The 26,283-nt window shown below is 66.9% G+C and carries 28 protein-coding genes; 9 read left to right on the top strand and 19 right to left on the bottom strand.

What is annotated here, in order from left to right; all coding sequences use genetic code 11:
• Positions 1-95: 95 nt before the first annotated feature.
• The 4 genes from WS95_RS18135 to copC all read right to left on the bottom strand — a co-directional run bounded on the left by WS95_RS18135 (position 96) and on the right by copC (position 3,117).
• Positions 96-1,025 (bottom strand): LysR family transcriptional regulator, encoded by a 930-nt coding sequence (locus WS95_RS18135; RefSeq protein ID WP_059824928.1) that lies wholly within the window; start codon positions 1,023-1,025, stop codon positions 96-98.
• A gap of 199 nt (positions 1,026-1,224) precedes the next feature.
• Entirely contained in the window at positions 1,225-1,998 is a 774-nt protein-coding gene (locus WS95_RS18130; RefSeq protein ID WP_059824927.1) for an SDR family oxidoreductase, read from the bottom strand.
• Positions 1,999-2,177: 179 nt separating this feature from the next.
• The gene (locus WS95_RS18125) at positions 2,178-2,678 is read right to left on the bottom strand and encodes a DinB family protein (protein WP_059824925.1); all 501 of its coding nucleotides are present in this window, start codon (positions 2,676-2,678) and stop codon (positions 2,178-2,180) included.
• A gap of 64 nt (positions 2,679-2,742) precedes the next feature.
• Entirely contained in the window at positions 2,743-3,117 is a 375-nt protein-coding gene (gene copC / locus WS95_RS18120) for a copper homeostasis periplasmic binding protein CopC (RefSeq protein ID WP_059824923.1), read from the bottom strand.
• Between the two features lie 114 nt (positions 3,118-3,231).
• On the opposite strand from copC, the gene WS95_RS18115 reads away from it, so the two are divergent.
• Entirely contained in the window at positions 3,232-3,948 is a 717-nt protein-coding gene (locus WS95_RS18115) for a 16S rRNA pseudouridine(516) synthase (protein WP_059824921.1), read from the top strand.
• A 105-nt stretch (positions 3,949-4,053) separates the two neighbouring features.
• Positions 4,054-4,242, top strand: a complete 189-nt coding sequence (locus WS95_RS18110; RefSeq protein ID WP_059824920.1) for a hypothetical protein — start codon at positions 4,054-4,056, stop codon at positions 4,240-4,242.
• Here WS95_RS18110 and WS95_RS18105 read toward each other — a convergent pair.
• Entirely contained in the window at positions 4,225-5,262 is a 1,038-nt protein-coding gene (locus WS95_RS18105) for an NAD-dependent epimerase/dehydratase family protein (protein WP_059824918.1), read from the bottom strand. The genes WS95_RS18110 and WS95_RS18105 overlap by 18 nt on opposite strands.
• Before the next feature lie 107 nt (positions 5,263-5,369).
• Between WS95_RS18105 and WS95_RS18100 the strand changes: the two genes are divergently transcribed.
• The 3 genes from WS95_RS18100 (at position 5,370) to WS95_RS18090 (ending at position 8,347) form a co-directional block, all read left to right on the top strand.
• Positions 5,370-6,401 carry a CDP-6-deoxy-delta-3,4-glucoseen reductase gene (locus WS95_RS18100; RefSeq protein ID WP_034208168.1) on the top strand — a complete coding sequence of 344 codons (1,032 nt, stop codon included), beginning with the start codon at positions 5,370-5,372 and terminating at the stop codon, positions 6,399-6,401.
• A gap of 292 nt (positions 6,402-6,693) precedes the next feature.
• Entirely contained in the window at positions 6,694-7,878 is a 1,185-nt protein-coding gene (locus WS95_RS18095) for an acetylornithine transaminase (protein WP_059824917.1), read from the top strand.
• A 13-nt stretch (positions 7,879-7,891) separates the two neighbouring features.
• Positions 7,892-8,347: a GNAT family acetyltransferase gene (locus WS95_RS18090; protein ID WP_034208170.1), complete on the top strand. Its 456-nt coding sequence runs from the start codon at positions 7,892-7,894 to the stop codon at positions 8,345-8,347.
• Positions 8,348-8,371: 24 nt separating this feature from the next.
• Here the strand turns inward: WS95_RS18090 and WS95_RS18085 are convergent, their stop codons facing one another.
• The 8 genes from WS95_RS18085 to WS95_RS18050 all read right to left on the bottom strand — a co-directional run bounded on the left by WS95_RS18085 (position 8,372) and on the right by WS95_RS18050 (position 15,627).
• Complete coding sequence (locus WS95_RS18085) at positions 8,372-9,043, bottom strand: DUF2278 family protein (RefSeq protein WP_059824915.1); 672 nt, start codon at positions 9,041-9,043, stop codon at positions 8,372-8,374.
• Positions 9,044-9,403: 360 nt separating this feature from the next.
• Positions 9,404-10,120, bottom strand: coding sequence for an ABC transporter ATP-binding protein (locus tag WS95_RS18080; protein ID WP_006750046.1), 717 nt, complete (start codon positions 10,118-10,120; stop codon positions 9,404-9,406).
• Positions 10,120-10,896, bottom strand: coding sequence for an ABC transporter ATP-binding protein (locus tag WS95_RS18075; RefSeq protein WP_034178806.1), 777 nt, complete (start codon positions 10,894-10,896; stop codon positions 10,120-10,122). The genes WS95_RS18080 and WS95_RS18075 overlap by 1 nt, the downstream gene beginning before the upstream one ends.
• A 23-nt stretch (positions 10,897-10,919) precedes the next feature.
• Entirely contained in the window at positions 10,920-12,089 is a 1,170-nt protein-coding gene (locus WS95_RS18070) for an ABC transporter permease subunit (RefSeq protein ID WP_034208172.1), read from the bottom strand.
• Between the two features lie 19 nt (positions 12,090-12,108).
• Positions 12,109-13,059, bottom strand: coding sequence for a branched-chain amino acid ABC transporter permease (locus tag WS95_RS18065; protein ID WP_034208173.1), 951 nt, complete (start codon positions 13,057-13,059; stop codon positions 12,109-12,111).
• Between the two features lie 211 nt (positions 13,060-13,270).
• Positions 13,271-13,918, bottom strand: a complete 648-nt coding sequence (locus WS95_RS18060; protein ID WP_059824913.1) for a hypothetical protein — start codon at positions 13,916-13,918, stop codon at positions 13,271-13,273.
• A gap of 270 nt (positions 13,919-14,188) precedes the next feature.
• Positions 14,189-15,169 (bottom strand): 4-hydroxy-3-methylbut-2-enyl diphosphate reductase, encoded by a 981-nt coding sequence (gene ispH / locus WS95_RS18055; RefSeq protein ID WP_034208175.1) that lies wholly within the window; start codon positions 15,167-15,169, stop codon positions 14,189-14,191.
• A gap of 2 nt (positions 15,170-15,171) precedes the next feature.
• Complete coding sequence (locus WS95_RS18050) at positions 15,172-15,627, bottom strand: FKBP-type peptidyl-prolyl cis-trans isomerase (RefSeq protein WP_034208176.1); 456 nt, start codon at positions 15,625-15,627, stop codon at positions 15,172-15,174.
• 135 nt (positions 15,628-15,762) lie between these two features.
• Here WS95_RS18050 and radC point away from each other — a divergent pair, with 135 nt between their 5' ends.
• The 4 genes from radC to nadB all read left to right on the top strand — a co-directional run bounded on the left by radC (position 15,763) and on the right by nadB (position 18,942).
• A complete protein-coding gene (radC, locus tag WS95_RS18045; protein ID WP_059824912.1) occupies positions 15,763-16,536 on the top strand; it encodes a RadC family protein in 774 nt (257 codons plus the stop codon).
• 237 nt (positions 16,537-16,773) lie between these two features.
• On the top strand, positions 16,774-17,007 hold the full coding sequence (rpmB, locus tag WS95_RS18040; RefSeq protein WP_004186391.1) for a 50S ribosomal protein L28: 234 nt from the start codon (positions 16,774-16,776) through the stop codon (positions 17,005-17,007).
• Positions 17,008-17,024: 17 nt separating this feature from the next.
• On the top strand, positions 17,025-17,192 hold the full coding sequence (gene rpmG / locus WS95_RS18035; RefSeq protein WP_006478046.1) for a 50S ribosomal protein L33: 168 nt from the start codon (positions 17,025-17,027) through the stop codon (positions 17,190-17,192).
• A gap of 163 nt (positions 17,193-17,355) precedes the next feature.
• Positions 17,356-18,942 carry an L-aspartate oxidase gene (nadB, locus tag WS95_RS18030; protein WP_059782253.1) on the top strand — a complete coding sequence of 529 codons (1,587 nt, stop codon included), beginning with the start codon at positions 17,356-17,358 and terminating at the stop codon, positions 18,940-18,942.
• Positions 18,943-19,108: 166 nt separating this feature from the next.
• On the opposite strand, the gene nadC is transcribed toward nadB, so the two are convergent.
• The 6 genes from nadC to purN form a co-directional block, all read right to left on the bottom strand.
• Positions 19,109-20,071, bottom strand: coding sequence for a carboxylating nicotinate-nucleotide diphosphorylase (nadC, locus tag WS95_RS18025; RefSeq protein WP_257139841.1), 963 nt, complete (start codon positions 20,069-20,071; stop codon positions 19,109-19,111).
• Positions 20,071-21,207 carry a quinolinate synthase NadA gene (gene nadA / locus WS95_RS18020; RefSeq protein ID WP_034208752.1) on the bottom strand — a complete coding sequence of 379 codons (1,137 nt, stop codon included), beginning with the start codon at positions 21,205-21,207 and terminating at the stop codon, positions 20,071-20,073. Before nadA ends, nadC begins: the two co-directional genes overlap by 1 nt.
• 303 nt (positions 21,208-21,510) lie before the next feature.
• Complete coding sequence (locus WS95_RS18015; protein ID WP_034208180.1) at positions 21,511-22,707, bottom strand: DesA family fatty acid desaturase; 1,197 nt, start codon at positions 22,705-22,707, stop codon at positions 21,511-21,513.
• Between the two features lie 220 nt (positions 22,708-22,927).
• The gene (locus tag WS95_RS18010; protein WP_059824910.1) at positions 22,928-24,310 is read right to left on the bottom strand and encodes a mechanosensitive ion channel family protein; all 1,383 of its coding nucleotides are present in this window, start codon (positions 24,308-24,310) and stop codon (positions 22,928-22,930) included.
• Between the two features lie 17 nt (positions 24,311-24,327).
• Positions 24,328-25,593, bottom strand: coding sequence for an RsmB/NOP family class I SAM-dependent RNA methyltransferase (locus WS95_RS18005; RefSeq protein ID WP_059824909.1), 1,266 nt, complete (start codon positions 25,591-25,593; stop codon positions 24,328-24,330).
• A complete protein-coding gene (gene purN / locus WS95_RS18000; RefSeq protein ID WP_059824907.1) occupies positions 25,590-26,252 on the bottom strand; it encodes a phosphoribosylglycinamide formyltransferase in 663 nt (220 codons plus the stop codon). Before purN ends, WS95_RS18005 begins: the two co-directional genes overlap by 4 nt.
• Positions 26,253-26,283: the final 31 nt, after the last annotated feature.

Here is a 26,283-nt window from a genome sequence, read left to right as displayed (position 1 = left end):
GGTCGCCGCACGGCCGCAGCGCACCGGTGCCGATCGGCCGCATCCCGAGCCGGCGAACGGCGGAACGGCCCGCGGATACCGGCACGATGCCGCCTTCAGTCGCCGCTGCCGCTCGCGCCCGCGTCGTTCAACGCATCGGCCATCAACTCGCCGAACCACTCGATGAACGCGTTGAGCCGCCTCGAGCGATGCCGGCGGTGCGGATACACGGCCGCCACGTCCATCGGCTCGGAGCGGTGGCCGGGCATCACGTCGACGAGTGCGCCGCTTGCCAGCAGATGCTCGACGTCGAAGCGCGGAATCTGGATCAGCCCCATTCCCGCGATGCAGCTGGCGATATAGGTCTCGGCGTTGTTGACGATCACGCGGCTCGGCAGCGTCAGTTCGTGCCGCTGTCCGTCCGCGCAGTATTCCCAGCCGAGCTCGCGCCCCGTCGTCGGCGACGCATAGCCGATCGCCCAGTGCCCGTGCGCGAGCGCATCCGGATGCTCGGGCACGCCGCATTCGCGCAGGTAGTCGGGGCTCGCGCAGTTGATCAGCGCGAACTGCCCGAGCGGCCGCACGACGAGGCTGCTGTCCGCGAGCCGCCCGACGCGGATCGCGCAATCGACCCCCTCCTGCACGAGGTCGATCGTGCGGTCCGTCGAGCCGAGGGACAGTTGCAGCTTCGGGTGGCGGCGAAACAGCGACGGCAGCGCGGGCGCCACGACGCGGCGCGCGATCCGGCTCGGCACGTCGACGTTCAGCCGCCCGACCACGTCGCGGTCGCGGCGCCGAAACAGGCGGTCGAGTTCGTCGGCTTCCGCGAGCAGGCGCCGGCCGCGTTCGAGCAGCAGCGCGCCGTCGGCGGTCAGCTGCACCTGGCGCGTCGTGCGATGCAACAGGCGCGTGCCGAGCGCCGTCTCGAGCTGCTGGACGGCCGCCGACACGGTCGCGCGCGGCACGTCGAGCGCATGCGCGGCCTTGATGAAGCTGCCCATCTCGGCAACCTGCAGGAAGATCCTGACCTGATCCAGCTTGTCCATCGGCGGGAAACCCGGGTTCGAACGGTCGCGGCCGCCGGCTGCCGCGCATCGCGGCCGGCTTCGGCGACACAAAGAAAAACGGGCGCGCGGCCTCGTGACCGCGCGCCCGTCCATTGTCCACGCAAACGCGCCATTGCGGTGCGCCGCGCGGCCGCAACGGCCGCCGGCGCGGCCCGTGAGCTGCCCGTGAGCGGCCCGGTTACTTGGTCGTATAGCCGCCGTTGATCAGGATCGTCTGGCCCGTGATCCACCAGCCGTCGGTCACGAGATGGCGGATGAACGGCACGACGTCCTCGATGTCGGTCAGCCCCGTCTTGCTGAACGGCGACAGCGCGGCGGCCGTCTTGTGGTACGCGACCGCATCGGCGCCTTCGGCCGGATAGAAGAACGGCGTGTCCATCGGGCCCGGCCCGACGGCCGTCACCGAGATGCCGCGCGCGCCGTATTCCTTCGACGCCGCGCGCGTGAAGTGCTCGACCGGCGCCTTCGACCCTTCGTACGCCGCGTAGAACGGCGTGAACGCGCCGAGCAGCGACGTCACGAGCGTGACGAGCTTGCCGTGATCCTCGAGGTGCCGCCCGGCTTCCTTGATGAAGAAGAACGCCGACTTGCTGTTGACCGCGAACATCTCGTCGTACTCGGCCTCGCTGATCTCGGTGAACGGCTTCTTCAGCACCTTGCCGACCGTGTTGATCGCGATGTCGATCTTGCCGAAGCGCTGCTTCGCGTCGTCGAACAGCTTCTCGACCGCGGCAGCCGTCGTCAGGTCCGCCTGGAACGTCGCGGCTTGCGCGCCGGCCGCGCGCACCGCGGCGGCCGTCTCCTCGGCCTGCGCCTGCGATGCCGTGCTGTTGTAGTGAATCGCCACCGCCTTCGCGCCGTGGCCAGCCAGGTCCCGGGCGATCAGGCCGCCGAGATTCTTTGCGCCGCCTGCGATCAGGACGACCTTGTCTGCGAGCGTATGAGTTGCCACGGTTGACTCCTTTTTTCGGTGAACGAAGCTAGGAGTGTAGGCATGCGCGAGCCGCCGGTCAGCCGGCCGCGGCTGGATGGATTATCCAGAAAATCGATCCAATCGAAGCAATGCAAGGCGGCCTGCCGCACCGACAAGAGCGCCGGATTGCGCGGTCGATCGCACGGCCGCCGGCCGGCTCAGCGTGCGTACAGCGCCGCGTCGATCTTGCCGAGCAGCCACTGCATGCCCGCCAGATGCTGCTGATCGTGGCTGCACAGGTAATGGACGAGCCCACGCACGGTCAGCGCACCGTAGCCCTCGAACTCGCCGGTACGCTCGAACTGTTCGGGCGTGAGGCGCGACAGCAGCTCCAGCGTCTCGCGCCGCGCGTCGCGAATCGCCGCGAGCACGTCGGACGCATACGCGTCGTTGTAGCGCCGCTCGATCGCGAGCGCGTCGCCGTCGATCGAGACGAGCAGCGGCCGGTCTTCGTCGAGCATGCGGCGCAGCCGCACGTGATAGCCGTCGATCTCGATGTCGCGCACATGGCAGAGCTGCCCGAGCGGCGAGAAATGCTCGCTCGGAATGCCGGCCCAGTCGTCGGGTGTCCAGCGCGCATAGCCGTCGGGGACGGCCGCGAAATGCGCTTCGAGCTGGCGGGGGAAATCGGCGAGTGCGTCGAGCGTCGTCGGATTCATGCCGGAGACTCCTGTCGGATAAAGGCGGGGGCAATCCTGGCACGGGCTTGCCGCCGCCGTTGCGTCACTTCACGCCGAAGCCGTACGCGCCCTGCGTGCGATGCCCGTCGGTCGCGACGGCCACCCACTTCACCGTGTACGCGCCCGCGCCGAGCGCCGCGAGCGGCACCGTCATCCGCTTGCGGTTCGACGCGTCGATGCGCGAGCGGCCGTTCGACACCGTCTTGCCGTCGCCGTCGACGACGACGATCGAACTGAATGCCGGCTCCAGCGGCTCGGTGAAGTCGATCGTGACGGCCGCCGGTGCGGCTGCCAGCGCGGCGCCCGCCGGCGGATCGCTCTTCGCGAGATGCGCATGCGCGAACACGGTCGACGAAACGGTCGCGACGACGATGGCCGCGGCAGCATGGCGGCCGAACGGGAATGAATCGAAAGGCATGGGCTTTCCGTGAAGAATGAACGAGCGCCGCGCGCCGCGCAGCGTTCCGGCAGCTTACCAGCGCATGCGCGTCCATGCCGGCCCTGCGCCGGCGCTTGATAGAATGCGCGCGCTATGGATCTCGAAAGCATTCTCTACACCCAAGGCTTCGGCTCGCGCCGCCAGTGCCGCGGCCTGATCGAAGCAGGCCGCGTCGCCGTCGCCGGCGCGGCCGCGACCGCCCCGGACGCCACCTTCGATACCGACGGCCTCGTGTTCTCGGTCGACGATACGGCATGGCCGTTCCATGCGCGCGCGTATCTCGCGCTCAACAAGCCGGCCGGCTACGAGTGTTCGCGCGATCCGCAGCACCATGCGAGCGTGTTCAGCCTGTTGCCCGCGCCGCTCGTCGCACGCGGCGTGCAGTGCGTCGGCCGGCTCGACCAGGACACGACCGGCCTGCTGCTGCTGTCCGACGACGGCCAGTTCGTGCACGCGTACACGTCGCCGAAGCGCAAGGTGCCGAAGACCTACGTCGCGACCGTACGCCACCCGCTCGACGACACGCAACTGCAGGCACTGCGCACCGGCGTGCAATTGCATGGCGAGCCGAAGCCGATCGCGGCCGTCGCCGCCGCCGCCCGCGACACGCACGCGCTCGCGCTGACCGTGCTCGAAGGCAAGTACCACCAGGTCAAGCGGATGGTTGCGGCGGCGAGCAACCGCGTCGAGTCGCTGCATCGCGAAAGCATCGGCGGCTTCGCGCTGCCGGACGATCTCGCACCCGGCGCATGGCGGTGGCTCGACGAAGCCGACCTTGCCGCGCTGCGCAATCCCGTCCAAACCCTGTAAGGGAAAATCCGCACGACCGTTCGGCATCCGGCCGCCCCTGCGCCGCAGGTTCCCCCGCTATACTGAAATCACAAGCTGCAAGAGCAGCGATGCAGGGGGGACGTCATGAACATCAACCATTCTTTCGAACTGTCGTCGGTGATGATCGCGTTCGCGGTCGTCGGCGTCATCGCGATCGGCGGCCTGCTGGTCACGATGCATCTGAAGCACAAATATCATCCGAACCTGATCGGTGCGCTGATCGGTGCGCTGCTGTGCTTCCTGCTGATCGAGGCGTTACCGGCGCTCACCTGACGCGCTGCCCGGCGCGAGCGTTTGAAGGAAATCGTCTACGGTCGGATAGCGCAACGTCACGCACAATTCGGCCTTGAGCCGTGCGTTGGACAGGCGCCGCGACTCGCGCATGAACGACAGCAGCATCGGCTCGAGCAGGCGCTCCGCGTCCGCGCGGCTGACGCGCGGCGGCCTCGGCAGGCCGAGCGCCTGCGCGACCCGGTCGAAATACTCCCCCATCCGCAGTTCGGTGTCGTCCGACGCGTGCACGACGCGCGCCGGCTTGCCGCGCTCGGCCGCACGGCGCAAGATCGCCGCGAGATCGTCCGCGTGGATGTGGTTCGTGTACACGTCGTCGGCCGGCTCGAGCGCCGGCGTGCCGCGCTCGAGCCGCGCGAGCGGCAGGCGGTTCGCCGCATAGATGCCGGGAATGCGCACGATGCGCGCCGACAACGCGCCGCGCACCGTCGCCGCGCGCAGTTGCCGCTCGGCCGACACGCGCCGGAACGCGCGCGGGTTCGCGGGGCGCAGGGGTTGCGTCTCGTCGATGCGCGCGCCGCCGCAATCGCCGTAGACGCCCGTCGTACTGGCGTAGACGAGCCTCGGCGCGCGAAGACCGTCGGGTACAATACGCGCTGCCCGAACGGGCGCGCCGGCCTGTCGCGCCGCGCTGCGCAGCGTTCGGAGCCGGCCGGCCGCCGGTGCCGGCGGCGCCGCCGGCCGACGCGCGGGCATGGACGTTGCGGCGATCAGCGCACGCGTGCGCCGGTCGTCGCGGCCGTCGGATTGCGGCGGCGCGAGATGCAGGATCGTGCGGGCGAGGCCCGCGAGGCGGCCGAGCGTCGCCGGGCGATCGAGATCGCCGACGATCGGCGTCGCGCCTACGGCGCGCAGTTCGTCGCGGCGAGCCGGGTGGCTCGTCAGCGCGAAGATGCGCAGATTGCGGCGCGCGTCACGCCATTGCGCGACGCAGCGCATGCCGACGTCGCCGCAGCCGACGATCAGTACGCGCGGCCGGCGCAGGATTCGTGTCGCGATCATGTTGGTTGCGAAATCAGTAGCCGCCGTTGCGCGACGCGCAACGGTTTTGCATTGTAGCTGCCGTGCGCGACACGCACGGTCCCCCCATTTTGTTCTAGTTTGGTTCTATGGCATTCAACGTCACTCTCAAGCAAAGCGGCCGGCAGTTCCAGGTCGAGTCGGACGAAACCGTGCTGGCGGCCGCGCTGCGCCAGAACGTCCATCTGCCGTACGGCTGCAAGAACGGCGCGTGCGGCTCCTGCAAGGGCCAGATCGTGTCGGGCCAGATCGAACAGGGCCCGCATGCCGCGTCGGCGCTGTCCAACGACGAACGCACGCGCGGCCTCGCGCTGCTGTGCTGCTCGAAGGCGCAATGCGATCTCGAGATCGACGTGCGCGAGATCGCCGGCGTCGACGGCGTGCAGGTCAAGAAGCTGCCGTGCCGGATCGCCGCGCTCGAACGCAAGGCGGACGACGTGATGGTCGTGAAGCTGCAGTTGCCGGCCAACGAACGCCTGCAGTACCTCGCGGGCCAGTACGTCGAATTCATCCTGAAGGACGGCTCGCGCCGCAGCTACTCGATGGCGAACGCGCCGCACGAGGAAGGCCCGATCGAGCTGCACATCCGCCACATGCCGGGCGGCAAGTTCACCGACCACGTGTTCGGTGCGATGAAGGAGCGCGACATCCTGCGCTTCGAAGGCCCGCTCGGCACGTTCTTCCTGCGCGAGGATTCCGACAAGCCGATCGTGCTGCTCGCGTCGGGCACCGGCTTCGCGCCGATCAAGGCGATCATCGAGCACGTGAAGCACGCGGGCATCACGCGCCCGATGACGCTCTACTGGGGCGCGCGCCGCAAGAAGGACATCTACCTCGCCGAACTCGCCGAGCAGTGGGCGCGCGACATCCCGAACTTCAAGTACGTGCCGGTGCTCTCCGAGCCGGACGATGCCGACCAGTGGACGGGCCGCACGGGCTTCGTCCATCGCGCGGTGATCGAGGACCTGCCCGATCTGTCGGGCCACCAGGTGTACGCGTGCGGCGCGCCGGTGATGGTCGAATCCGCGCAGCGCGACTTCACGCAGCACCACGCGCTGCCGGCCGACGAGTTCTACGCGGACTCGTTCACGAGCGCCGCCGATCTCGCGCATCCGGTCTGAGCGCCGGGCGCGCCCTCGCCCCGCTGCGCGCCGCCCGTGTCACATTCGTGGCATCGCGGCGGTTTACAGTGGGGCGCGGGATGCCTTATGCTTGCGCACATGAACCGCTTCCTGTCCGCTCTCCGACGTCGCCGCTCGCCGCTCCGCCCGGATGCCGCCGGCTCGTCACGGACTCGCGCGTAACCCTCCTCCGCTTCACCGGTTACGCACAAGCTGTTCGACCCACCAGCCACGGCCTTCCGTGGCTTTTTTATTGCCCGTTTCCTTTCAACGCCCGCTGGAGTCTGCCGCCATGCCCCTGAACGATTATCCGATCGACTCACTGATGTACATCACGAACCGCCCCGACATCGTGTTTACGCACGGCAAGGGTTCGTGGCTCTACGATCACACGGGCAAGCGCTATCTGGACTTCATCCAGGGCTGGGCCGTCAACAGCCTCGGCCACTGCAACGACGGTGTCGTCGAAGCACTGAAAACGCAGGCCGACAAGCTGCTGAACCCGTCGCCGGCGTTCTACAACGAGCCGATGGCGAAGCTCGCGGGCCTCCTCACGCAGCACAGCGTGTTCGACAAGGTGTTCTTCACGAACAGCGGCGCGGAAGCGAACGAAGGCGCGATCAAGCTCGCGCGCAAGTGGGGCCGCAAGTTCAGGAACGGCGCGTACGAGATCATCACGTTCGATCACAGCTTCCACGGCCGCACGCTCGCGACGATGTCGGCCAGCGGCAAGCCGGGCTGGGACACGATCTACGCGCCGCAGGTGCCGGGCTTCCCGAAGGCCGAGCTGAACAACATCAACTCGGTCGAGAAGCTGATCACCGACAAGACCGTCGCGGTGATGCTCGAACCGATCCAGGGCGAAGGCGGCGTGATTCCGGCCACGCGCGAATTCATGCGCGAGCTGCGCGCGCTGACGAAACAGCACAACCTGCTGCTGATCGTCGACGAAGTGCAGAGCGGCTGCGGTCGCGCGGGCACGCTGTTCGCGTACGAACTCGCCGATATCGAGCCGGACGTCATGACGCTCGGCAAGGGCATCGGCAGCGGCGTGCCGCTCGCGGCGCTGCTGTCGAAGGCCGATGTCGCGGTGTTCGAGGCCGGCGACCAGGGCGGCACGTACAACGGCAACCCGCTGATGACGGCGGTCGGTTATGCGGTCATCTCGCAGCTCGTCGCGCCCGGCTTCCTCGAAGGCGTGCGCGAGCGCGGCGAATACCTGAAGCGCAAGCTGCTCGAGCTGTCGGAGGAGCGCGGCTTCGAGGGCGAACGCGGCGAAGGCCTGCTGCGCGCGCTGCTGCTCGGCAAGGACATCGGCCCGCAGATCGTCGAGAAGGCGCGCGACATGCAGCCCGACGGCCTGCTGCTGAATGCCGCGCGGCCGAACCTGCTGCGCTTCATGCCCGCGCTGAACGTGACGACCGAAGAAATCGACCGGATGATGGCGATGCTGCGGTCGATCCTCGACACGCTGTAAGGAGACCGCCGCGATGGATGCCGCCGCCGATGCCGTCGTGATCCGCCCGTTCGAACGCGCCGACACCGATGCCGTCCTCGCGGTATGGCGCGACGCGTTCCCGCAGTACGACGAAGCCGGTGCGCCGCCGCACCGCGATCCGCTGCGATCGATCGAGCTGAAGCTCGCGACGCAGCCGGAGCTGTTCTTCGTCGCGACCAGCGGGGCGCGCGTCGTCGGCACGCTGATGGCCGGGTTCGACGGACATCGCGGCTGGCTCTATTCGTTCGGCGTCGCGAACGACGTACGCCGGCTCGGTGTCGGCCGCGCGCTGATCGCACATGCGGAACGCGCGCTCGCCGCGCGCGGCTGCCTGAAGATCAACCTGCAGGTGCTGCCCGGCAACGACGATGCATGCCGCTTCTACGCGGCGCTCGGCTATCGCGTCGAGGAGCGCATCTCGTTCGGCAAAACGCTGCCCGCCGCGTAACGCGGCCGCCGGCCGCGGCACGGCTCAGCGCGTGATCGGCCCCGCGCCCGGCAGCGGATTGCCGAGCGCGTCGGTCGGCACGGCCTGCTGCTCGAACGCCGCAAAATACGCGGCCCACTGCGTATCGCTCACGCGCACGATCAGCGCGCCGTCCTGCCACACGTCGTTGTGGTCGTTGCGGTCGTCGCCCGCACGGTGCAGGTAGTTCGAGCCGGTCGAGCCCTGGTTCATGTGCGTGTCGTGGATGCCGTTGCCTTGCGCATACGTGCGGCCGAACACGACCACGTCGAGCCCGTGCGACTGGGCGGCATTGACGAGCCGCAGCAGCGACGGGATCGGCTCCGCGTGCTCGGTGCCGTCCATCACGGCGCTCGCGCGCCATGCCCCCGTCTCGTTCAGGATGTCGCTGCGCAGATAGTCGAGCGCAGGTAGCGCGGTGTGCCCGGTGAGGTCCGTATAGCCTTCGGCTGCGGCCGCCAGCGTCGCCGTGATCGGATGATGGAAATCGTAGACGAGCTTGTAGTTCAGCAGGTCGTCCGCATCGTTGGTGCCGACGTTGATCGCGACATCCCAGTCGCCGCTCGGCAACGCGAGCGTCAGGTGGATGTGATACTGGATCTCGCTGCCGTGCGGCGAGCCCTTCAGCTGCGCCACCGACGTCACCTTCGCCTTCACGAAACCGTAGTCCAGACTCATGCGTGCTCTCCGTATCGCGATGGATCGACCATGCTACGCCGCCCGCGTGTCGGTTTGCGGACGGCCGGTAGCGGACGGCCGGTTGCGGACGGCCGGTCGCGGACGGCCGGTCGCGGACGGCCGGTCGCGGACGGCCGGTCGCGGACGGCCGGTCGCGGACGGCTGCCGGCAAACCGACACGCTGCCGTGTCCCGCACCGCGTCGCCGACCTCGCTACCCGATGAATGGAGTCGCATCCGCGAGCACAGTTCGCCGCCGGACACACCGGACGAAAAAAAGGCCGTCACGGCATCCCGTGACAGCCTTTCGACAGCCCTTGCGCGACGCGCCAGCATCCGCCGCCGCACCGGGCCCGCTCATTCATTCACCGAGATACGCGGCCCGCACCTTCGGATCGTCGAGCATCTGCTTCGCGTCGCCTTCCATCGTGACCGTGCCCGAATCCATCACGTAGCCGCGGTCGGCCGCCTGCAGCGCGAGGCGTGCATTCTGCTCGACCAGCAGCACCGTGATGCCTTCCTTCGAGATCTCGCGCACCACTTCGAAGATCTTCTCGACCATGATCGGCGACAGGCCCATCGACGGCTCGTCGAGCAGCAGCAGCTTCGGCTTGGAGAGAATCGCGCGCGACATCGCCAGCATCTGCTGCTCGCCGCCCGACAGCGTGCCCGCGAGCTGCGTCGCCCGTTCCTTCAGGCGCGGGAAGAAGCCGAACATCCGGTCGACGTCCTTCTTGATCTGCTCGTTGTCGTTGCGCAGGTACGCGCCCATCTGCATGTTCTCGATGATCGACATCCGCGCGAAGATCCCGCGGCCTTCCGGCACCATCGCGAGGCCGCGCTTGAGCAGTTCGTGCGACGGCACGCCCTTGATCGACTTGCCGTCGTACTCGATGTCGCCCGCCGAGTACGGCTTCAGGCCGGTGATTGCCTTCATCGTCGTGGTCTTGCCGGCGCCGTTCGCACCGATCAGCGTCACGAGCTCGCCCTGACGGACTTCCATGTCAACGCCCTTGACGGCCTGAATGCCGCCGTAGTTGACCTGCAAGCCCTTGATTTTCAACATTGCCGCTGCCATCAGTGCACCCCTGCGCCGAGATATGCCTCAATCACCTTCGGATTCTTCTGCACGTCCTGCGGCAGACCCTCGGCGATCACCTTGCCGTAATCGAGCACCGTCATCCGGTTGCACAGCCCCATCACGAGCTTCACGTCGTGCTCGATCAGCAGGATCGTGCGGCCGTCCGAGCGGATCTTGTCGAGCAGGCGCGTGAGTTCGACCTTCTCGGTCGCGTTCATCCCCGCGGCCGGCTCGTCGAGCGCGAGCAGCTTCGGGTCGGTCGCAAGCGCCCGTGCGATTTCCAGACGACGCTGGTGACCGTACGACAGGTTGCGCGACGTGTAGTCGGCGTACTGCAGCACGCCGACGTATTCGAGCAGCTCGATCGCGCGCTCCTTGATCTCGCGCTCTTCCTGACGTTCGGCCGGCGTCTGGAACACCGCGCCGAGCAGCCCGTGCTTGGTGCGCACGTGGCGGCCCACCATCACGTTCTCGAGCGCCGTCATCCCGCCGAACAGGCGGATGTTCTGGAACGTGCGCGCGATGCCGGCCTTGGCCACCTGGTGCACGGCCGTCGGCGTGTAGTTCTGGCCGTCCAGCTTGAAGTCGCCGGAGTCCGGCGTGTAGAGGCCCGTGATCACGTTGAAGAACGTCGTCTTGCCGGCGCCGTTCGGGCCGATCAGGCCGTAGATCTCGCCTTCCTTGATCTGCAGCCCGACGTCGGACAGCGCCTGCAGGCCGCCGAAACGCTTGTTCACGCCCTGCACGGACAGTCGGATTTGCTTGTCGCTCATGTGTGTATCCCCTTGTCCGTCGGTTAAGCGCGCACCGGCTTCTTGCCGTTGCGCTTCGCCAGTTTCGCGATCTTGTCCTCATGCTTCGGCGCAGGCCACAGGCCTTCCGAGCGGTACAGCATGATGATCACCATCGCGAGGCCGTACAGCGCCTGACGGATCACTTCGGTATCGACGACGTCGTGACCGAACAGCGCATGCTGCAGCGGGCTCATCGTCGAGCGCAGGAATTCCGGGAAGATTGCGAGCAGCACCGCACCCAGGATCACGCCCGGGATATGGCCCATGCCGCCGAGCACCACGCAGGCGAGCACGACGATCGATTCCCAGAACGTGAACGACTCGGGTGACACGAAGCCCTGGAACGCGCCGAACATCGAGCCCGACAGGCCGCCGAACGACGCGCCCATCGCGAACGCGAGCAGCTTCACGTTACGGGTGTTGATGCCCATCGCCTTCGCCGCGATCTCGTCTTCGCGGATCGCGGCCCACGCACGACCGATACGCGAGTGCTGCAGACGCGTACACACCCAGATCACCAGCAGCGAGCAGAGCACGAACAGGTAGTAGTACATGTAGACCGACGGCAGCTGGAAGCCGAACAGCGTATGCGTCTGCGACAGGTTGAAGCCGCCGACGTGCACCGGATCGATGCCCGTGATCCCCTTCGGACCGTTGGTGATGTTCACCGGACGGTCGAGGTTGTTCATGAAGATCCGGACGATTTCACCGAAGCCGAGCGTCACGATCGCCAGATAGTCGCCGCGCAGGCGCAGCGTCGGCGCGCCGAGCAGGATCCCGAAGGTCGCCGCCAGCGCCATCGCGATCGGCACGATGATCAGAAACGGCACGTGCAGGCCGTTCGGCGCGAGCGCCGCGATCCACTCGAACTGCGAGGTCAGGTGCGGCGAGCTCAGCAGTGCCGCCGTGTACGCGCCCACCGCGTAGAACGCGATGTAGCCGAGGTCGAGCAGGCCGGCGAAGCCGACCACCACGTTCAGGCCCAGCGCGAGCATCACGTACAGCATCGCGAAGTCGAGCACGCGGACCCAGTAGTTGCCGCCGGCCGAGCCGATCACGATCGGCGCGGCGATCACGAGGACCGCGGTGAGAAGGCCGATGACGACGGTCTTGGCGGTGTTGCGCTCTTCGACGAGCGACGTCGACGATTCGATCGGTTGAATGGATGTCATGTTGTTTGCTCCCCTTCCGTTACGCGCGATCCGCGACCCGTTCGCCCAGCAGGCCCGACGGACGGAACACCAGCACGACGATCAGCACGATGAAGGCGAACACGTCCTGGTAGTTGCTGCCGAATACGCCGCCCGTGAGGTTGCCGATGTAGCCGGCCCCGAGCTGCTCGATCAGGCCGAGCAGCACGCCGCCGACCATCGCGCCGCCGAGGTTGCCGATCCCGCCAAGCACCGCCGCGGTGAACGCCTTCATGCCGGGGATGAAGCCCATGTAGAAGTGCACGTTGCCGTATTCGGACGCGATCATCACGCCGGCCAGCGCGGCGAGCGCGGAGCCGATCATGAAGGTTGCCGAGATCACGAAGTTCGGGTTCACGCCCATCAGGCTCGCGGTGTTCGGGCTTTCGGCGATCGCGCGCATTGCGCGGCCGAGCTTGGTCTTGTGCACGAGCAGCAGCAGGCCGCCCATCACGATGAACGCGACGGCGATGATCACGATTTCAGTGACCGAGATCACGGCGCCGGGCGTCGTGTCGGTCGCCTTGATCACGTTGATCGGGTCGGTCGGCAGCAATTGCGGGAACGGCAGCGGGTTGCGCGACCAGATGATCATCGCGGCCGTCTGCAGCAGGATCGACACGCCGATCGCGGTGATCAGCGGCGCGAGACGCGGCGCGCGGCGCAGCGGCCGGTACGCGACGCGCTCGATCGTGAAGCCGACGAACGCACAGACGACCGCGGCGATGCCCAGGCCGATCGTCAGCGTCGCGACGTTGCCGAGTCCGGGAAAGTGGTTCTGCAGCACAGTGATGGCCGACAGCGCGACCATCGCGCCGATCATCAGCACGTCGCCGTGCGCGAAGTTGATGATGCCGAGAATGCCGTACACCATCGTGTATCCCAACGCGATGATGGCGTACACACTGCCGAGCACCAGCCCGTTGAGAACCTGCTGGACGAAAATATCCATTTAAAGCTCCTTGGCCCATGCTGCCGGAGGACGTTGCGCCCCGCGGGTAAGCGAGGATTCGCGCCTTCTCGGCGACACTGCGGGTACTAGTCGATACCGGTAAGGGTGGATCGTCCCGGCGCGCGCCGCCTGGCCTGTACGGCCGGGCCTGCCGCCGGAGCGGATACAAAAACGGCACCGCACTGTTTCGGTGCCGTCATGAGTCCCGTCGCTAAATCGTCACGACATCGAGGACGGTGTTCGTGGCCTCCTTGAAGTCGTGGGGCAGCATGCCGAGACGGCCGTCGTCCGGTTGCCCGGCCTCCGTGCCTTGGCCCGTCCGATGCCACGCAAGCATCGCGCCCGGACGGAGCGGATTCCGCGCCGCGTCGCCCGGCAAGGCGTTGCGGCAATCGCGCCCGACTTCCGTCAGGACTGCATCGGAATCCATCGTACGAACCCGGCTGCGCGCCCCGACACGGGCGGTCGCGGCGGCACGCCGTTTCGTCGAATCGAATCGAAGGGGGGACAGTGGCCTCGGCACGCTGCCGGCAACGCCGCGATCGCCCGGCATCCGTCGACCGGCCGCTTGCCGCGACACAGCCTGCATGCCCGCTACCGGCCCGCTCGTCGGGCCAAGCGCGTGGATTTCATCGATCGTCAAACGTGCCCCGTATTCCGTGTCCCTGCCCAGTTGCGCGAGACGGCGCGCCGATGGCGCTCCCCGTCCGCTTCCGGCGACGCGCCCGCCGCTGGCCGATGGTGGTGCCGCGAACCCCGCAGCCTCCCTGCCCGCCCCGTCGTCGCTCTTTTTGCTGCAGCCGGCAAGGATTGCAACCGGTGCGGCGACGGACACGGCGTAAGCCAACTTCACATGCATTGAATGGTCTCCCGCGCCTTGCCAAAACCCGATTTCAAAGCCATTCCGGCTTGAAAACGGGCGCATTGTAACTCCATTTATAGGACGCCAATATTCCTGATTCGATGGGGTTTTCCTGCATTGCAACCAATTTTGAGACACGATTGGACGCGGCCGGAGCAACCGGGTTGCACCACGATCGGGAATCATGGTTGCGATCGCAATTTCGGCGCACGAAAAAAAAGCGCGCCGGGAGGCGCGCTTCGGTGTTCCGCGGGTGCGATGCGGCAATCAGGCGGCGGGCGGCAGGTTCAACCCGCGCGGCAGCGGAAACGACACGTTTTCCTCGATGCCGTCGAGTGCGCGGACGTTGCGCACGCCGAGTTCGCGCAGCCGTGCGATCACGGCCTGGGCGAGCACCTCGGGCGCCGACGCGCCGGCCGTCACGCCGATGCGGCGCTTGCCGGCGACCCATGCCGGATCGATCTGGTCGGGCGCATCGACCATGTACGCGGCCACGCCGCGCTTTTCCGCCACTTCGCGCAGCCGGCTCGAGTTCGAACTGTTCGGGCTGCCGACCACGATCACGACGTCGCATTGCGGCGCCATGAACTTCACCGCGTCCTGGCGGTTCTGCGTCGCGTAGCAGATGTCCTGCTTCTTCGGTTCGCGGATCTTCGGGTACTTCGCCTTCAGCGCGCCGATGATCTCGGCCGCGTCGTCGACGGACAGCGTCGTCTGCGTGACGAGCGCGATGCGTTCGGGATCGGCGAGCTCGAGCTTGTGCACGTCCTCGACGCTTTCGACGAGGTGCATGCCGCGCTCGACCTGGCCCATCGTGCCTTCGACTTCGGGATGGCCCTTGTGCCCGATCATGACGATGTCGACACCGTCCTGGCGCATCTTCGCGACCTCGACGTGCACCTTCGTGACGAGCGGGCAGGTGGCGTCGTAAATGCGCAACCCGCGCACGTCGGCCTCGTCGCGCACGGCTTTCGACACGCCGTGCGCACTGAAGATCACGGTATTGCCGGCCGGCACTTCCTCGAGTTCCTCGACGAAGATCGCGCCCTTCTTCTTCAGATCCTCGACCACGTACTTGTTGTGGACGATTTCGTGACGCACGTAGATCGGCGCACCGTGCATCGCGATGGCGCGCTCGACGATCTCGATCGCGCGGTCGACGCCCGCGCAGAAGCCGCGCGGCTGGGCCAGCAGGATTTCGGCGTCGGCGGCGACGGTCTGTCCGGACAGCGTATCGGTGGTACTCATGATTACAGGATTCCGATGATTTTCACTTCGAACGTGAGCGCCTGGCCCGCGAGCGGATGATTGAAGTCGAACAGCGCCGAGGTCTCGCCGACCTCCTTCAGCACCCCCGCGTAGCGACCGCCATCCGGTGCATTGAACTCGATGAGTTCGCCCGGCGTGAAATCGTCGCCGACCATTCCGTTCTCGCGCAGCGTCGACAGCGTCACGCGCTGGAGCATGTCGGGATTGCGGGGGCCGAACCCCTGATCGGGGGCTAGCTGAAAAGTCGAGTGGTCGCCGACCCGGAGCCCGAGCAGAATCTGTTCCAGCGACGGCGCCAGTTGCCCCGCGCCCAGCAACAGCGTGGCCGGCTTGTCCGAGAAGGTGTTGACGATGTCGGCGCCGTCGGCCAGTGCCAGCCGGTAATGCAACGTGACGTGGGAACCGGGCTTCACTTCGGATAAATCGATGAGGCTCATGAATTACTCGTTCAGTCGGCGCCCGATACGGCCGAATGGCCCGGCGCAAAACCAACATTGTAAGTCACCTGAGCGTGCAAGGCGGAAAGTGCGACGACGTTGCACCCGCCGCCCGCCGCCAATGGAGTTCCGATCATGCCGTCACCCCGCCTCATCGCGCCGTCGGCCGAATGCCGCGACACCGCCGACGCGCCGGCCGATCCGCCCGGCCGCGTCATCCCGATCAACCGCCGCAGGCGCCGCCCGGGCGACTGGCGGCCCGAGCGGCCGCGCGAACGGCTGGTGGAACGCGGGCCGGCCGCGCTGACCGACGACGAGCTGATCGCGCTGCTGCTCGGCACCGGCAAGCCCGGTCACGACGTATTCGTCACCGCCCGCAGGCTGGTCGAGCAGTTCGGCACGTTGCACGGGCTGCTCGAAGCGACCACCGACGATTTCGAGGCGCACCCCGGCATCGGCCCCGCACGCTCCGCGCGGCTCGTCGCGGTCACCGAGATCGCGCGGCGCATGCTGGTGGAGAAAGCGGAAGAACGGATGCAAATCGACTCGCCCGGCGCCGTCGAGGATTGCCTGCGACTGAAGATCGGCACGCGCCAGTACGAAGTATTCATGGCGGTCTATCTCGACGCGCGCAACTGCCTGATCGACATGGAGGAAATCGCGCGCGGCTCGCTCACGCGCATGGCCGTCTATCCGCGCGAGATCGTGCGCCGCGCGATGAAACGGAACGCCGCGGCGCTGATCGTCGCGCACAACCATCCGTCGGGCGCGGTGCAGCCGAGCGCGGAAGACCGCCGCCTGACCCGCGTGCTGAAAGACGCGCTCGAGCTCATCGACGTGCGGCTGCTCGATCACATCGTCGTCGGCGTCAGCGATACTTTTTCGTTCGCGCGGGCCGGTTGGCTGTAGACTGTGGCGCGGCGGCCCGTCCCGAGGCGCCGCAACGGCGAAGCGAAATTAGGTTTGATTTTTCTGAGCTTTTTCTGCTAGAATCGCCGTCTGTCTTTTTTCCAACCAGTTCTAGCCATCGAAGGGCCTTGTCTGTAAGGGCTACGGCGTTCTGAGTGCAGCCATGGATCACGTGGCGGTGCGATGGAACCTTCACCGGCGATCGAACCCCGAATTTAGCGTATTAGGAGTGCTCTCATGGCACGCGTATGCCAAGTAACTGGGAAAGCGCCGATGAGCGGCAACAACGTTTCCCACGCCAACAACAAGACGAAGCGTCGCTTCCTGCCGAACCTGCAAAACCGCCGGTTCTGGGTAGAGAGCGAAAACCGCTGGGTGCGCCTGCGCGTCTCGAACGCCGGCCTGCGCCTGATCGACAAGAACGGCATCGATTCCGTGCTCGCTGACCTGCGCGCACGCGGCGAAGCCTAAGCCCAAGGAGCACAATCATGGCAAAAGGCGCCCGCGACAAGATCAAGCTCGAGTCGACCGCTGGTACGGGTCACTTCTACACGACCACGAAGAACAAGCGCAACATGCCGGAAAAGATGGCGATCAAGAAGTTCGATCCCGTCGTCCGCAAGCATGTGGAATACAAAGAAACCAAGATCAAGTAATCTCCGGTTTCTGCCAGCCTGACGGCGACCGAAAAGCCCCGCACCTGCGGGGCTTTTTGTTTTGGCGCGCACGCTCAGGCTCCCGACGCGGTATGCTCTCCCCTTTCCGCGGCCGCGGCCGCCGGAACGCACAAGATCAAAAGCGTAACGATGGAGATGCAGCATGAAATTCGACGTGGCGATCGTCGGCAGCGGCCTGGCAGGGCTGTCGGTCGCACTCAACCTGGCCAGCACGCGGCGTGTCGCGCTGATCGCGAAACGTTCGATGATGGAGGGGGCGAGCGATAACGCGCAGGGCGGCATCGCGGCGGTCCTCGACTCGGCGGACAGCATCGAGAACCACGTCGACGACACCCTGGTCGCCGGTGGCGGCTTGTGCGACGAAGGCGCGACGCGCTACATCGTCGAGCACGGCCGCGAAGCGATCGAATGGCTGATCTCGCAAGGCGTGCCGTTCACGAAGGACGACGCGGCCGAACTCGGCTTTCACCTGACGCGCGAAGGTGGCCACAGCCACCGCCGGATCATCCATGCGGCCGATGCGACCGGCCATGCGGTGCTGGCGACGCTGTCGGCGCGCGCGCGCCAGCATCCGAACATCACGTTCTTCGAAAACCACCATGCGATCGACCTGATCACGTCGGACCGGCTCGGCCTGCCCGGCCGCCGCTGTCACGGCCTGTATGCGCTCGACGTCGACAATGACCGGACGATCACGATCGAGGCGCCGCATACGGTGCTCGCCACCGGCGGCGCCGGCAAGGTCTACCTGTACACGACGAATCCCGACACCGCGACCGGCGACGGCATCGCGATGGCGTGGCGTGCCGGCTGCCGCGTGTCGAACATGGAATTCATCCAGTTCCACCCGACCTGCCTGTTCCATCCGTACGCGAAGTCGTTCCTGATTTCGGAAGCCGTGCGCGGCGAAGGCGGCCTCCTGAAGCTGCCCGACGGCACGCGCTTCATGCCCGCGCACGATCCGCGCGCCGAACTCGCGCCGCGCGACATCGTCGCCCGCGCGATCGACTTCGAGATCAAGAAGCGCGGGATCGACTGCGTGTATCTCGACATCAGCCACCAGCCGGAAGCGTTCCTGCGCGAACATTTCCCGACGATCCATGCGCGCTGCCTCGAATTCGGCATCGACATCGCGAAACAGCCGATTCCCGTCGTGCCGGCCGCGCACTATACGTGCGGCGGCGTCGTCACCGATCTCGCCGGCCGCACCGATCTCGCCGGCCTGTATGCGGTCGGCGAAACGTCGTACACGGGGTTGCACGGCGCGAACCGGCTCGCGAGCAACTCGCTGCTTGAATGCCTCGTGATCGGCCGCGCGGCGGCCGGGGCGATCGAGGCGGCCGGTTTCGACGCCGACGCGCCCGCCACGCTGCCCGCCTGGGACGAAAGCCGCGTGTCGGATGCGGACGAGGAGGTCGTCGTTGCACACAACTGGGACGAACTGCGCCGCCTGATGTGGAACTACGTCGGCATCGTGCGCACCGACAAGCGCCTCGAGCGCGCGAAGCACCGGCTGTCGCTGCTGCGCGACGAAATCCATGAGTACTACGCGAATTTCCGCGTGACGCGCGATCTGCTCGAACTGCGCAACCTCGTCGACGTGGCCACGCTGATCGTGAAGAGCGCGCACTCGCGCCGCGAAAGCCGCGGGCTGCACTACAGCCGCGACTGGCCGCATACGCTGCCGAAGGCATTGCCGAGCGTGCTCACGCCGCGCGTGCGCCGCTGAGCGGCGCGCCGCCCTTCCCCGCTGCGTCCGCTTGATCCCTTGTTCCACTTGCCACCTCTTCGTCTCGGCGAAAAAGTGTCAACCTATTTCAGGACGGGTCAAGCACGAGAAAAAAGCCGCTGGCGTTTGCGCGCCAACGGCTTTTGTCTATTTGGACGACATTCGATCAGTCGACGATCCGCATCGAATAGTCCGTCGCCCGCACGTCCTTCGTCAGCGCGCCGATCGAGATGCGATCGACGCCCGTCTCCGCGAACGTGCGCACCGTATCGAAATTGACGCCGCCCGATACTTCGAGCACGGCCTTGCCATCCGCCACACGCACCGCTTCGCGCATCATGTCGAGCGTGAAGTTGTCGAGCAGCACCGACTGCGCGCCATGCGCGAGCGCCGTGTCGAGTTGCGCGAGCGTCTCGACTTCGACCTGCACGGGCACGCCCGACTCCAGCGCGAACGCCGCATCGAGCGCCTCGCCGACACCGCCAGCCGCCGCGATGTGGTTTTCCTTGATCAGGATGCCGTCGTACAGCGCGAGACGCTGGTTTTCGCCGCCGCCCACGCGCACGGCGTACTTCTGCGCGAGCCGCAGCCCCGGCAGCGTCTTGCGCGTATCGAGTATTTTCGCGCGCGTGCCTTCGACGCGATCGACGTAACGTCGCGTCGCGGTCGCGACACCCGACAGCAGTTGCAGGAAGTTCAGCCCGTTGCGCTCGGCCGTCAGCAGCGCGCGCGCCGGCCCTTCGAGTTCGCACACGGTCGAATCCGCCGTCATCCGGTCGCCTTCGCGATAGCGCCATTGCACGACGATCGACGGATCGATCCGGGCGATCACGGCGTCGAACCACGGGACGCCGCACAGCACGGCTTCCTCGCGCACGATGATCCGGGCCCGGCGGCGCTCGCCGGCCGGCACGAGCCGCCCGGTCTGGTCGCCGGTGCCGACGTCTTCGGCGATCGCATCGGCCACGTTACGCGCGATCGCTGCGTCGAATGCCGCGCCGTATTGTGCGCGGACGGCTTCGAACAGCGGCGAGACTGCAGTCGCGGCGCCTTCCGCCGGGCCGCCCCCAAGGAAGGCGGCCGCCCCCTCGGTCGACAGCGAACGAATGTGAGCGTGAGGGCCGTTCATTACGCCGCTCCCACGTTCGCAAACAGTTGCTGGTCGCGCTGCAAGTCGCCGCTCGCCTGCACGCGCTTCTTGTGCGCGGCCGCGAATTCGAGCATCCGGTCGATCGGCAAACGCGCGCGCTCGCCGATCGCGGGATCGACGAAAATCTCGTTGTGGCCGCGTTCGAGCACGTCGGCCAGGTTCGCGAGGCCGTTCATCGCCATCCACGGGCAGTGCGCGCAGCTCTTGCAGGTCGCGCTGTTGCCGGCCGTCGGCGCCGCGATGAAGGTCTTGCCGGGCGCCGCAAGCTGCATCTTGTGCAGGATGCCGAGATCGGTCGCGACGATGAAGCGCTTCGCGTCGAACTTGACGGCCGCGTCGATCAGTTGCGTGGTCGAACCGACGACATCGGCCTGCGCCACGACGTTTTCCGGCGACTCGGGATGGACGAGCACCTTCGCGTCCGGATATTCGGCGCGCAGCAGGTCGAGCTCGATGCCCTTGAACTCGTCGTGAACCAGACACGAGCCCTGCCACAGCAGCATGTCCGCGCCGGTCTTCTTCTGGATATAGCTGCCCAGATGGCGATCGGGGGCCCAGATGATCTTTTCGCCGCGCGCGTGCAGGTCGGCCACGATCTCGAGGCCGATCGACGACGTGACCATCCAGTCCGCGCGCGCCTTCACGGCCGCACTGGTGTTCGCGTAGACGACGACGGTACGGTCCGGATGTGCATCGCAGAAGGCCGAGAATTCGTCGACCGGGCAGCCGAGGTCGAGCGAACAGGTCGCGTCGAGATCGGGCATCAGGATCCGTTTGTTCGGGCTCAGGATCTTCGCGGTTTCGCCCATGAAGCGCACGCCGGCGACGACCAGCGTCTGCGCGTCGTGATCGCGGCCGAAGCGGGCCATTTCGAGCGAATCGGCCACACAACCGCCGGTTTCGTCGGCGAGTTCCTGCAGTTCGGCATCCACGTAGTAGTGGGCGACCAGCACGGCCTTTTCACGGGCGAGCAACGCCTTGATGCGCGCCTTCAGCGCAGCGCGCTCCTCGGCGGACGGCGCCTCGGGCACCTTGGCCCACGCCTGTCCCACGCCGCATACGGTCCCTGCGGCGACGGGCCGGTCGTACTCGACGGGTTTGATCGTCGATTGCATCTCCATATCTCCTGTCGATCGGAGTTAGCGCTTTAGCGCTTACTCCGATCCCATGCTTCGCGGTCGATCAGAGTTAGTGCTTTAGCACTTACTCTGATCCCATGCTTCGCGGTCGATCAGCGTGGACGCTTCGGCGCCCTGCCCCGATCCCATCCCTTGCACTCGCCCGGGGCGCCCACTTGCCACCGCCCCAAGCCTCATACCCATTCAGGCGCTGCCGATCCGTCAAAAACCAGCGGCCCAAATGAAAAAACCCCGCCAACGCGGGGTTTGTGACGTCCTGAGATTCTAATCGATTTCGAATCAGGCGTAGCGACGCAGGCGCGTCGCGAATTCCTGCAGCGCCTTGATGCCGCTTTGTTCTGCGCGATGGCACCAATCCTGCAATTGCGCGAGCAGCTGTTCGCGCGACGCGGTCGAACGATCCCAGATCGCGGCGAGATCCTGGCGCAGCTGGAAGTACGTATGCAGCTTCTGGCTGTTCGCGAAGATCTCCGGCAGCAGCTTTTTCTGCGGCTCGTCGAGACCGTCGGCATCCTTGTGGAACCACTTGCGCGCGCTACGCATCAACTGGTACTTCTCGCTCGAACCGAGTTCCTTCAGGTGCGCGAGCTCCTGGCGGTACGCACGCTTCACGGCCTTGCCGTAGCGCGCCATCACTTCGTAGCGGTTCGACAGCACGGCCTGCAGCGTTTCCTGGTCGAGCACCGTCTTCGGCTTGTTCAGGCGCGGCGTGGGCGCAACCTTCTTCACCTTGGCGAGGCCGAATGCCGACATGATCCGGATGTACATCCAGCCGATGTCGAACTCGTACCACTTGTTCGACAGCTTTGCCGACGTCGCGAACGTGTGGTGGTTGTTGTGCAGCTCTTCGCCGCCGATCACGATGCCCCACGGGAACAGGTTCGTGCTCGCGTCGGCCGAGTTGAAGTTGCGATAGCCCCAGAAGTGCCCGAAGCCGTTGACGACGCCCGCCGCCCAGAACGGGATCCACACCATCTGCACGGCCCACACGGTCAGGCCGAGCACGCCGAACAGCGCGACGTCGATCACCATCATCATGCTGATGCCGAGGATCGGGTACTTCGAGTAGAGATTGCGCTCGAGCCAGTCGTTCGGCGTGCCGTGGCTGAATTTGCGCATCGTCTCCTCGTTCTTCGCTTCCGCGCGGTACAGCTCGGCGCCCTCGAGGAACACCTTCCAGATGCCGCGCGTCTGCGGGCTGTGCGGATCTTCCTCGGTTTCGCACTTCGCGTGGTGCTTGCGATGGATCGCGGCCCACTGGCCGGTCAGCATCCCGGTCGTCATCCACAGCCAGAAACGGAAGAAATGGCTCGCGATCGGATGCAGCTCCAGCGCGCGGTGCGCCTGGCAGCGGTGCAGGTAGACCGTGACGCCGATGATCGTGACGTGCGTGACGGCGAGCGCGAACAGCGCGACCTGCCACCACGAAAAATGCAGAAGCCCGTGGGAAAGAAAATCGAGCAGGGAATTCAACAAGGCAGTTACCCGTGATGAGAGCGACGCCGGCTCATGCCGACGTCAGAAAAATGAAAGCATACCGCGTGTAGACCAGAATTTTACTTCAACCGTTCCAAGTCTTTGTAAAAAATGAATATTTTCTTGCCCTGACGCAATCTGCAGGGTCCACCGGCGGACTGGGAAAGGCACGCGATCCGGTTTCGACCGCGGAATCGGTACGATTGACCGTACCCGCCCGCTACGCCGCCGGCGTGCGCGCGTCCAGCGCCCCGTTGGCGGCCGCCGGATCGGGCCCGGCCGCCACACCCTGCGCGGGAAAGCCGTCCGGCAGCCCGACCACGCGCACTTCGCGCTGCGGGAACGGAATCGAAATCCCGTGCTCGCCGAACAGCCGCCAGATGTTGCGGTTCACGCTCGAGCGCACGCCCGACGTGCCTTTCGCCGCATCCTCGATCCAGAAGCCGAGCTCCAGGTCGATCCCGTCCGCGCCGAAACTCACGAGATACGGGGTCGGCGCCGGCTCGGCCAGCACGCGCGGCACGTCCTTCGCGGCGTCGGCGAGCAACGCGAGCGCCCGCTCGACGTCGCTCGTGTACGCGACCTGCACCGCGACTTTCGCATAGCCGCGCGTCAGGTACGACGACTGGTTCTGCACGACGTCGGTGATCAGCTTCTCGTTCGGGATCAGCGTCTCGTTGCCGTCGAGGCCGCGCACGACCGTGTAGCGCGTGCGGATCTGCGTGACGACGCCCTGCAGCCCGCCGACGCTGATCGCATCGCCGAGCCGCAGCGAGCGGTCGAGCAGGATGATGAAGCCCGACACGTAGTTGCTCGCGATCTTCTGCAACCCGAAACCGAGGCCGACGCCCACCGCGCCGCCGAACACGCCGAGCACCGTCACGTCGATGCCGACGAGCGACAGCCCGATCAGGATCGCCGCGAACACGAGCAGCGCGCGGCCGACGCGCGACAGCACGACCTTCAGGTTCGCGTCGAGCGTGCTCGCGCGCGACAGGCGATCCTCGAGCACCGAGCCGAGCCACATCGCGACCATCAGCGTCACGCAGACCCACAGCGCGCCGGAAATCACCGACAGCAGCGTGAGGTGCGCAGTCGCGACCCGGAACTGCACGCTGTCGAGCCAGCCGAGCACGTCGCGCTGGATGCCGAGCACGGTCATCACCATCGCGGCCCACACGACGGTCGACACGATCTTCTCGACGATCGACAGCCATGCGTGCGTGTGGCCGTCGCGCGCGAACACGCGCCGCGCGAAGAAGAACAGCACGTAGATCAGCCCGATGCCGAACAGCGGCACGAGCGCGAGCGCCAGCAGCGACGTCGACATGAACGGGTCGAACGCGAGCTGCGCGCCGCCGACGAACACGCTGCCGAACAGCGGAAACAGCGCACGCTTCAGGCTTTGCGCGCCCGCGCCCGGCGCGCGTCCGGCGGCCCGGCGCCGCGCGTCGATCCGGCCGTGCACGAAGCGCGCGGCCACCCACGCGAAACACAGTGCCCCGACGAGGATCGCCGCCTGCCAGATCATCACCGGCTGGTGGAAATCGCGAATCACCGACGCCAGCCGGTGCGACAGCAGGCGGCTCTGCAGAGTCTCCATCGTCCGTCCGGGCGTCGTTACTGCGCGGCGCGGCGTTCGAGCACCGCGGCGAAGAAGCCGTCGGTCGCGTGACGGTGCGGCCACAGCGACAGGTAATCGCCCGTCTCGAGCGCGATGCGCTGGTCGGCCAGCACCTGCTGCGCCGGCACCAGCACGAAGTCGGGGTGATCGGCCAGGAACTGTTCGACGATGCGCTCGTTCTCGGCGTCGAGCACGCTGCAGGTCGCGTAGACGAGCCGGCCGCCCTTCTTCACGAGCCGCGCGGCGCTCGCGAGGATCGACGCCTGCTTGGGCGTCAGCTCGTCGATCGCCGTGCGCGTCTGCCGCCACTTCAGGTCCGGATTGCGGCGCAGCGTGCCGAGGCCGCTACACGGCGCGTCGACCAGCACGCGGTCGATCTTGCCGGCGAGCCGTTTGATCTTCGGGTCGTGCTCGCTGTCGATCAGCACCGGGTTCACGTTCGACAGCCCGCTGCGCGCGAGGCGCGGCTTCAGCTTGGCGAGGCGCTTTTCCGAGACGTCGAACGCATACAGGCGCCCGGTCGAGCGCATCATCGCGCCGAGCGCGAGCGTCTTGCCGCCCGCGCCCGCGCAGAAATCGACGACCATCTCGCCGCGCCGCGGCGCCACCAGCGAGCACAGCAGCTGGCTGCCTTCGTCCTGCACCTCGATCGCCCCTTCCTCGAACAGCTTCAGGCGCGTCAGCGCCGGCTTGCCGACCACGCGCACCCCGAACGGCGCGAACGGCGTCGCGCCCGCGTCGATGCCGCTCACGCGCAGCGCTTCGATCACCTGGTCGCGGCTCGCCTTCTGCGCGTTGGCACGCAGGTCGAGCGGCGCCGGGTAGTTCAGCGCGGCGGCGAGTTGCGCGAGCTCGTCGGCGTCGAAACGGGCCGACAGCGCCTGGTGAATCCAGTCGGGCAGATTCGTGCGAATGCGCACGGGCAGGCTCGCCGGATCGATCTTCGACACGTGCTCGAGCCATGCGGACTCGGTGTCGGACAGGAACGGCTTCAGCGCATTGCGACCGACCGTCTGCATCAGGCCGAGCAGCGTGAGGCGTCGCGCGGGCGTGCCCGTGCCGCTCTCGGCCAGATGCGAAAACTCCATCTTCCGGCGCAGCACCGCGAACACGGCCTCGGCGATCACGCCGCGCTCGGCATGCCCGAGCTTCGGGTGCGCGCGGAAGAACCGGCTCGTCGTCGCGTCGGCGGGGCCGGCGAACTTCAGCACCTCGGCCAGCAGAGTCTCGGTCTGGCCGATCAGGAATCCGTGCAGCTTCATACGCCCTCACTCGTTTCGGTATGCGGTTCATCCGCGAAAATCCAGCGCGCCTCTTCGGGCGCCACCACTGCACGGCCGTTCTCGAGACGCAACCGGCCGTCGACGAACCAGCGCACCGCGCGCGGATACAGCACGTGCTCGACCGCCAGCACGCGCCGCGCGAGCGCGGCCGCGTCGTCGCCGGCGCGCACGGGCACCGCGCCCTGCGCGACGATCGCGCCGCTGTCGAGCTCGGGAATGACGAAATGCACGCTCGCGCCATGCAGCGCGACGCCGGCATCCAGCGCCTGCTGGTGCGTGTGGATGCCCTTGAAGCTCGGCAGCAGCGACGGATGGATATTCAGCAGCCGGCCCTCGTAACGTCTGACGAAAGCGGGCGTGAGGATGCGCATGAAGCCGGCGAGGACGACGAGATCGGGCGAGAAACGGTCGATCTCCGCAGCGAGCGCCGCGTCGAAGCTGTCGCGGCCGTCGAACGACCGGTGGTCGACCACCGCCGTCGCCACCCCGTGCGACGCGGCAAAAGCCAGGCCGGCCGCGTCGGGCCGGTTGGCGATCACGGCGGCGACCTCGGCCGGCCAGCGTTCCTGCGCGCATGCGCGGGCGATGGCCTCCATGTTGCTGCCGCGACCGGAAATCAGGATCACGAGTTTTTTCATCCGCGAATTTTACCATTCGCCCCCGCGTTTC

The sequence above is a fragment of the Burkholderia sp. MSMB1826 genome, assembly GCF_001526325.1.
GTDB lineage: Bacteria > Pseudomonadota > Gammaproteobacteria > Burkholderiales > Burkholderiaceae > Burkholderia.
Note: the sequence above shows the minus strand (reverse complement) of the source record. Positions and strands in the feature narration are given on the sequence as shown.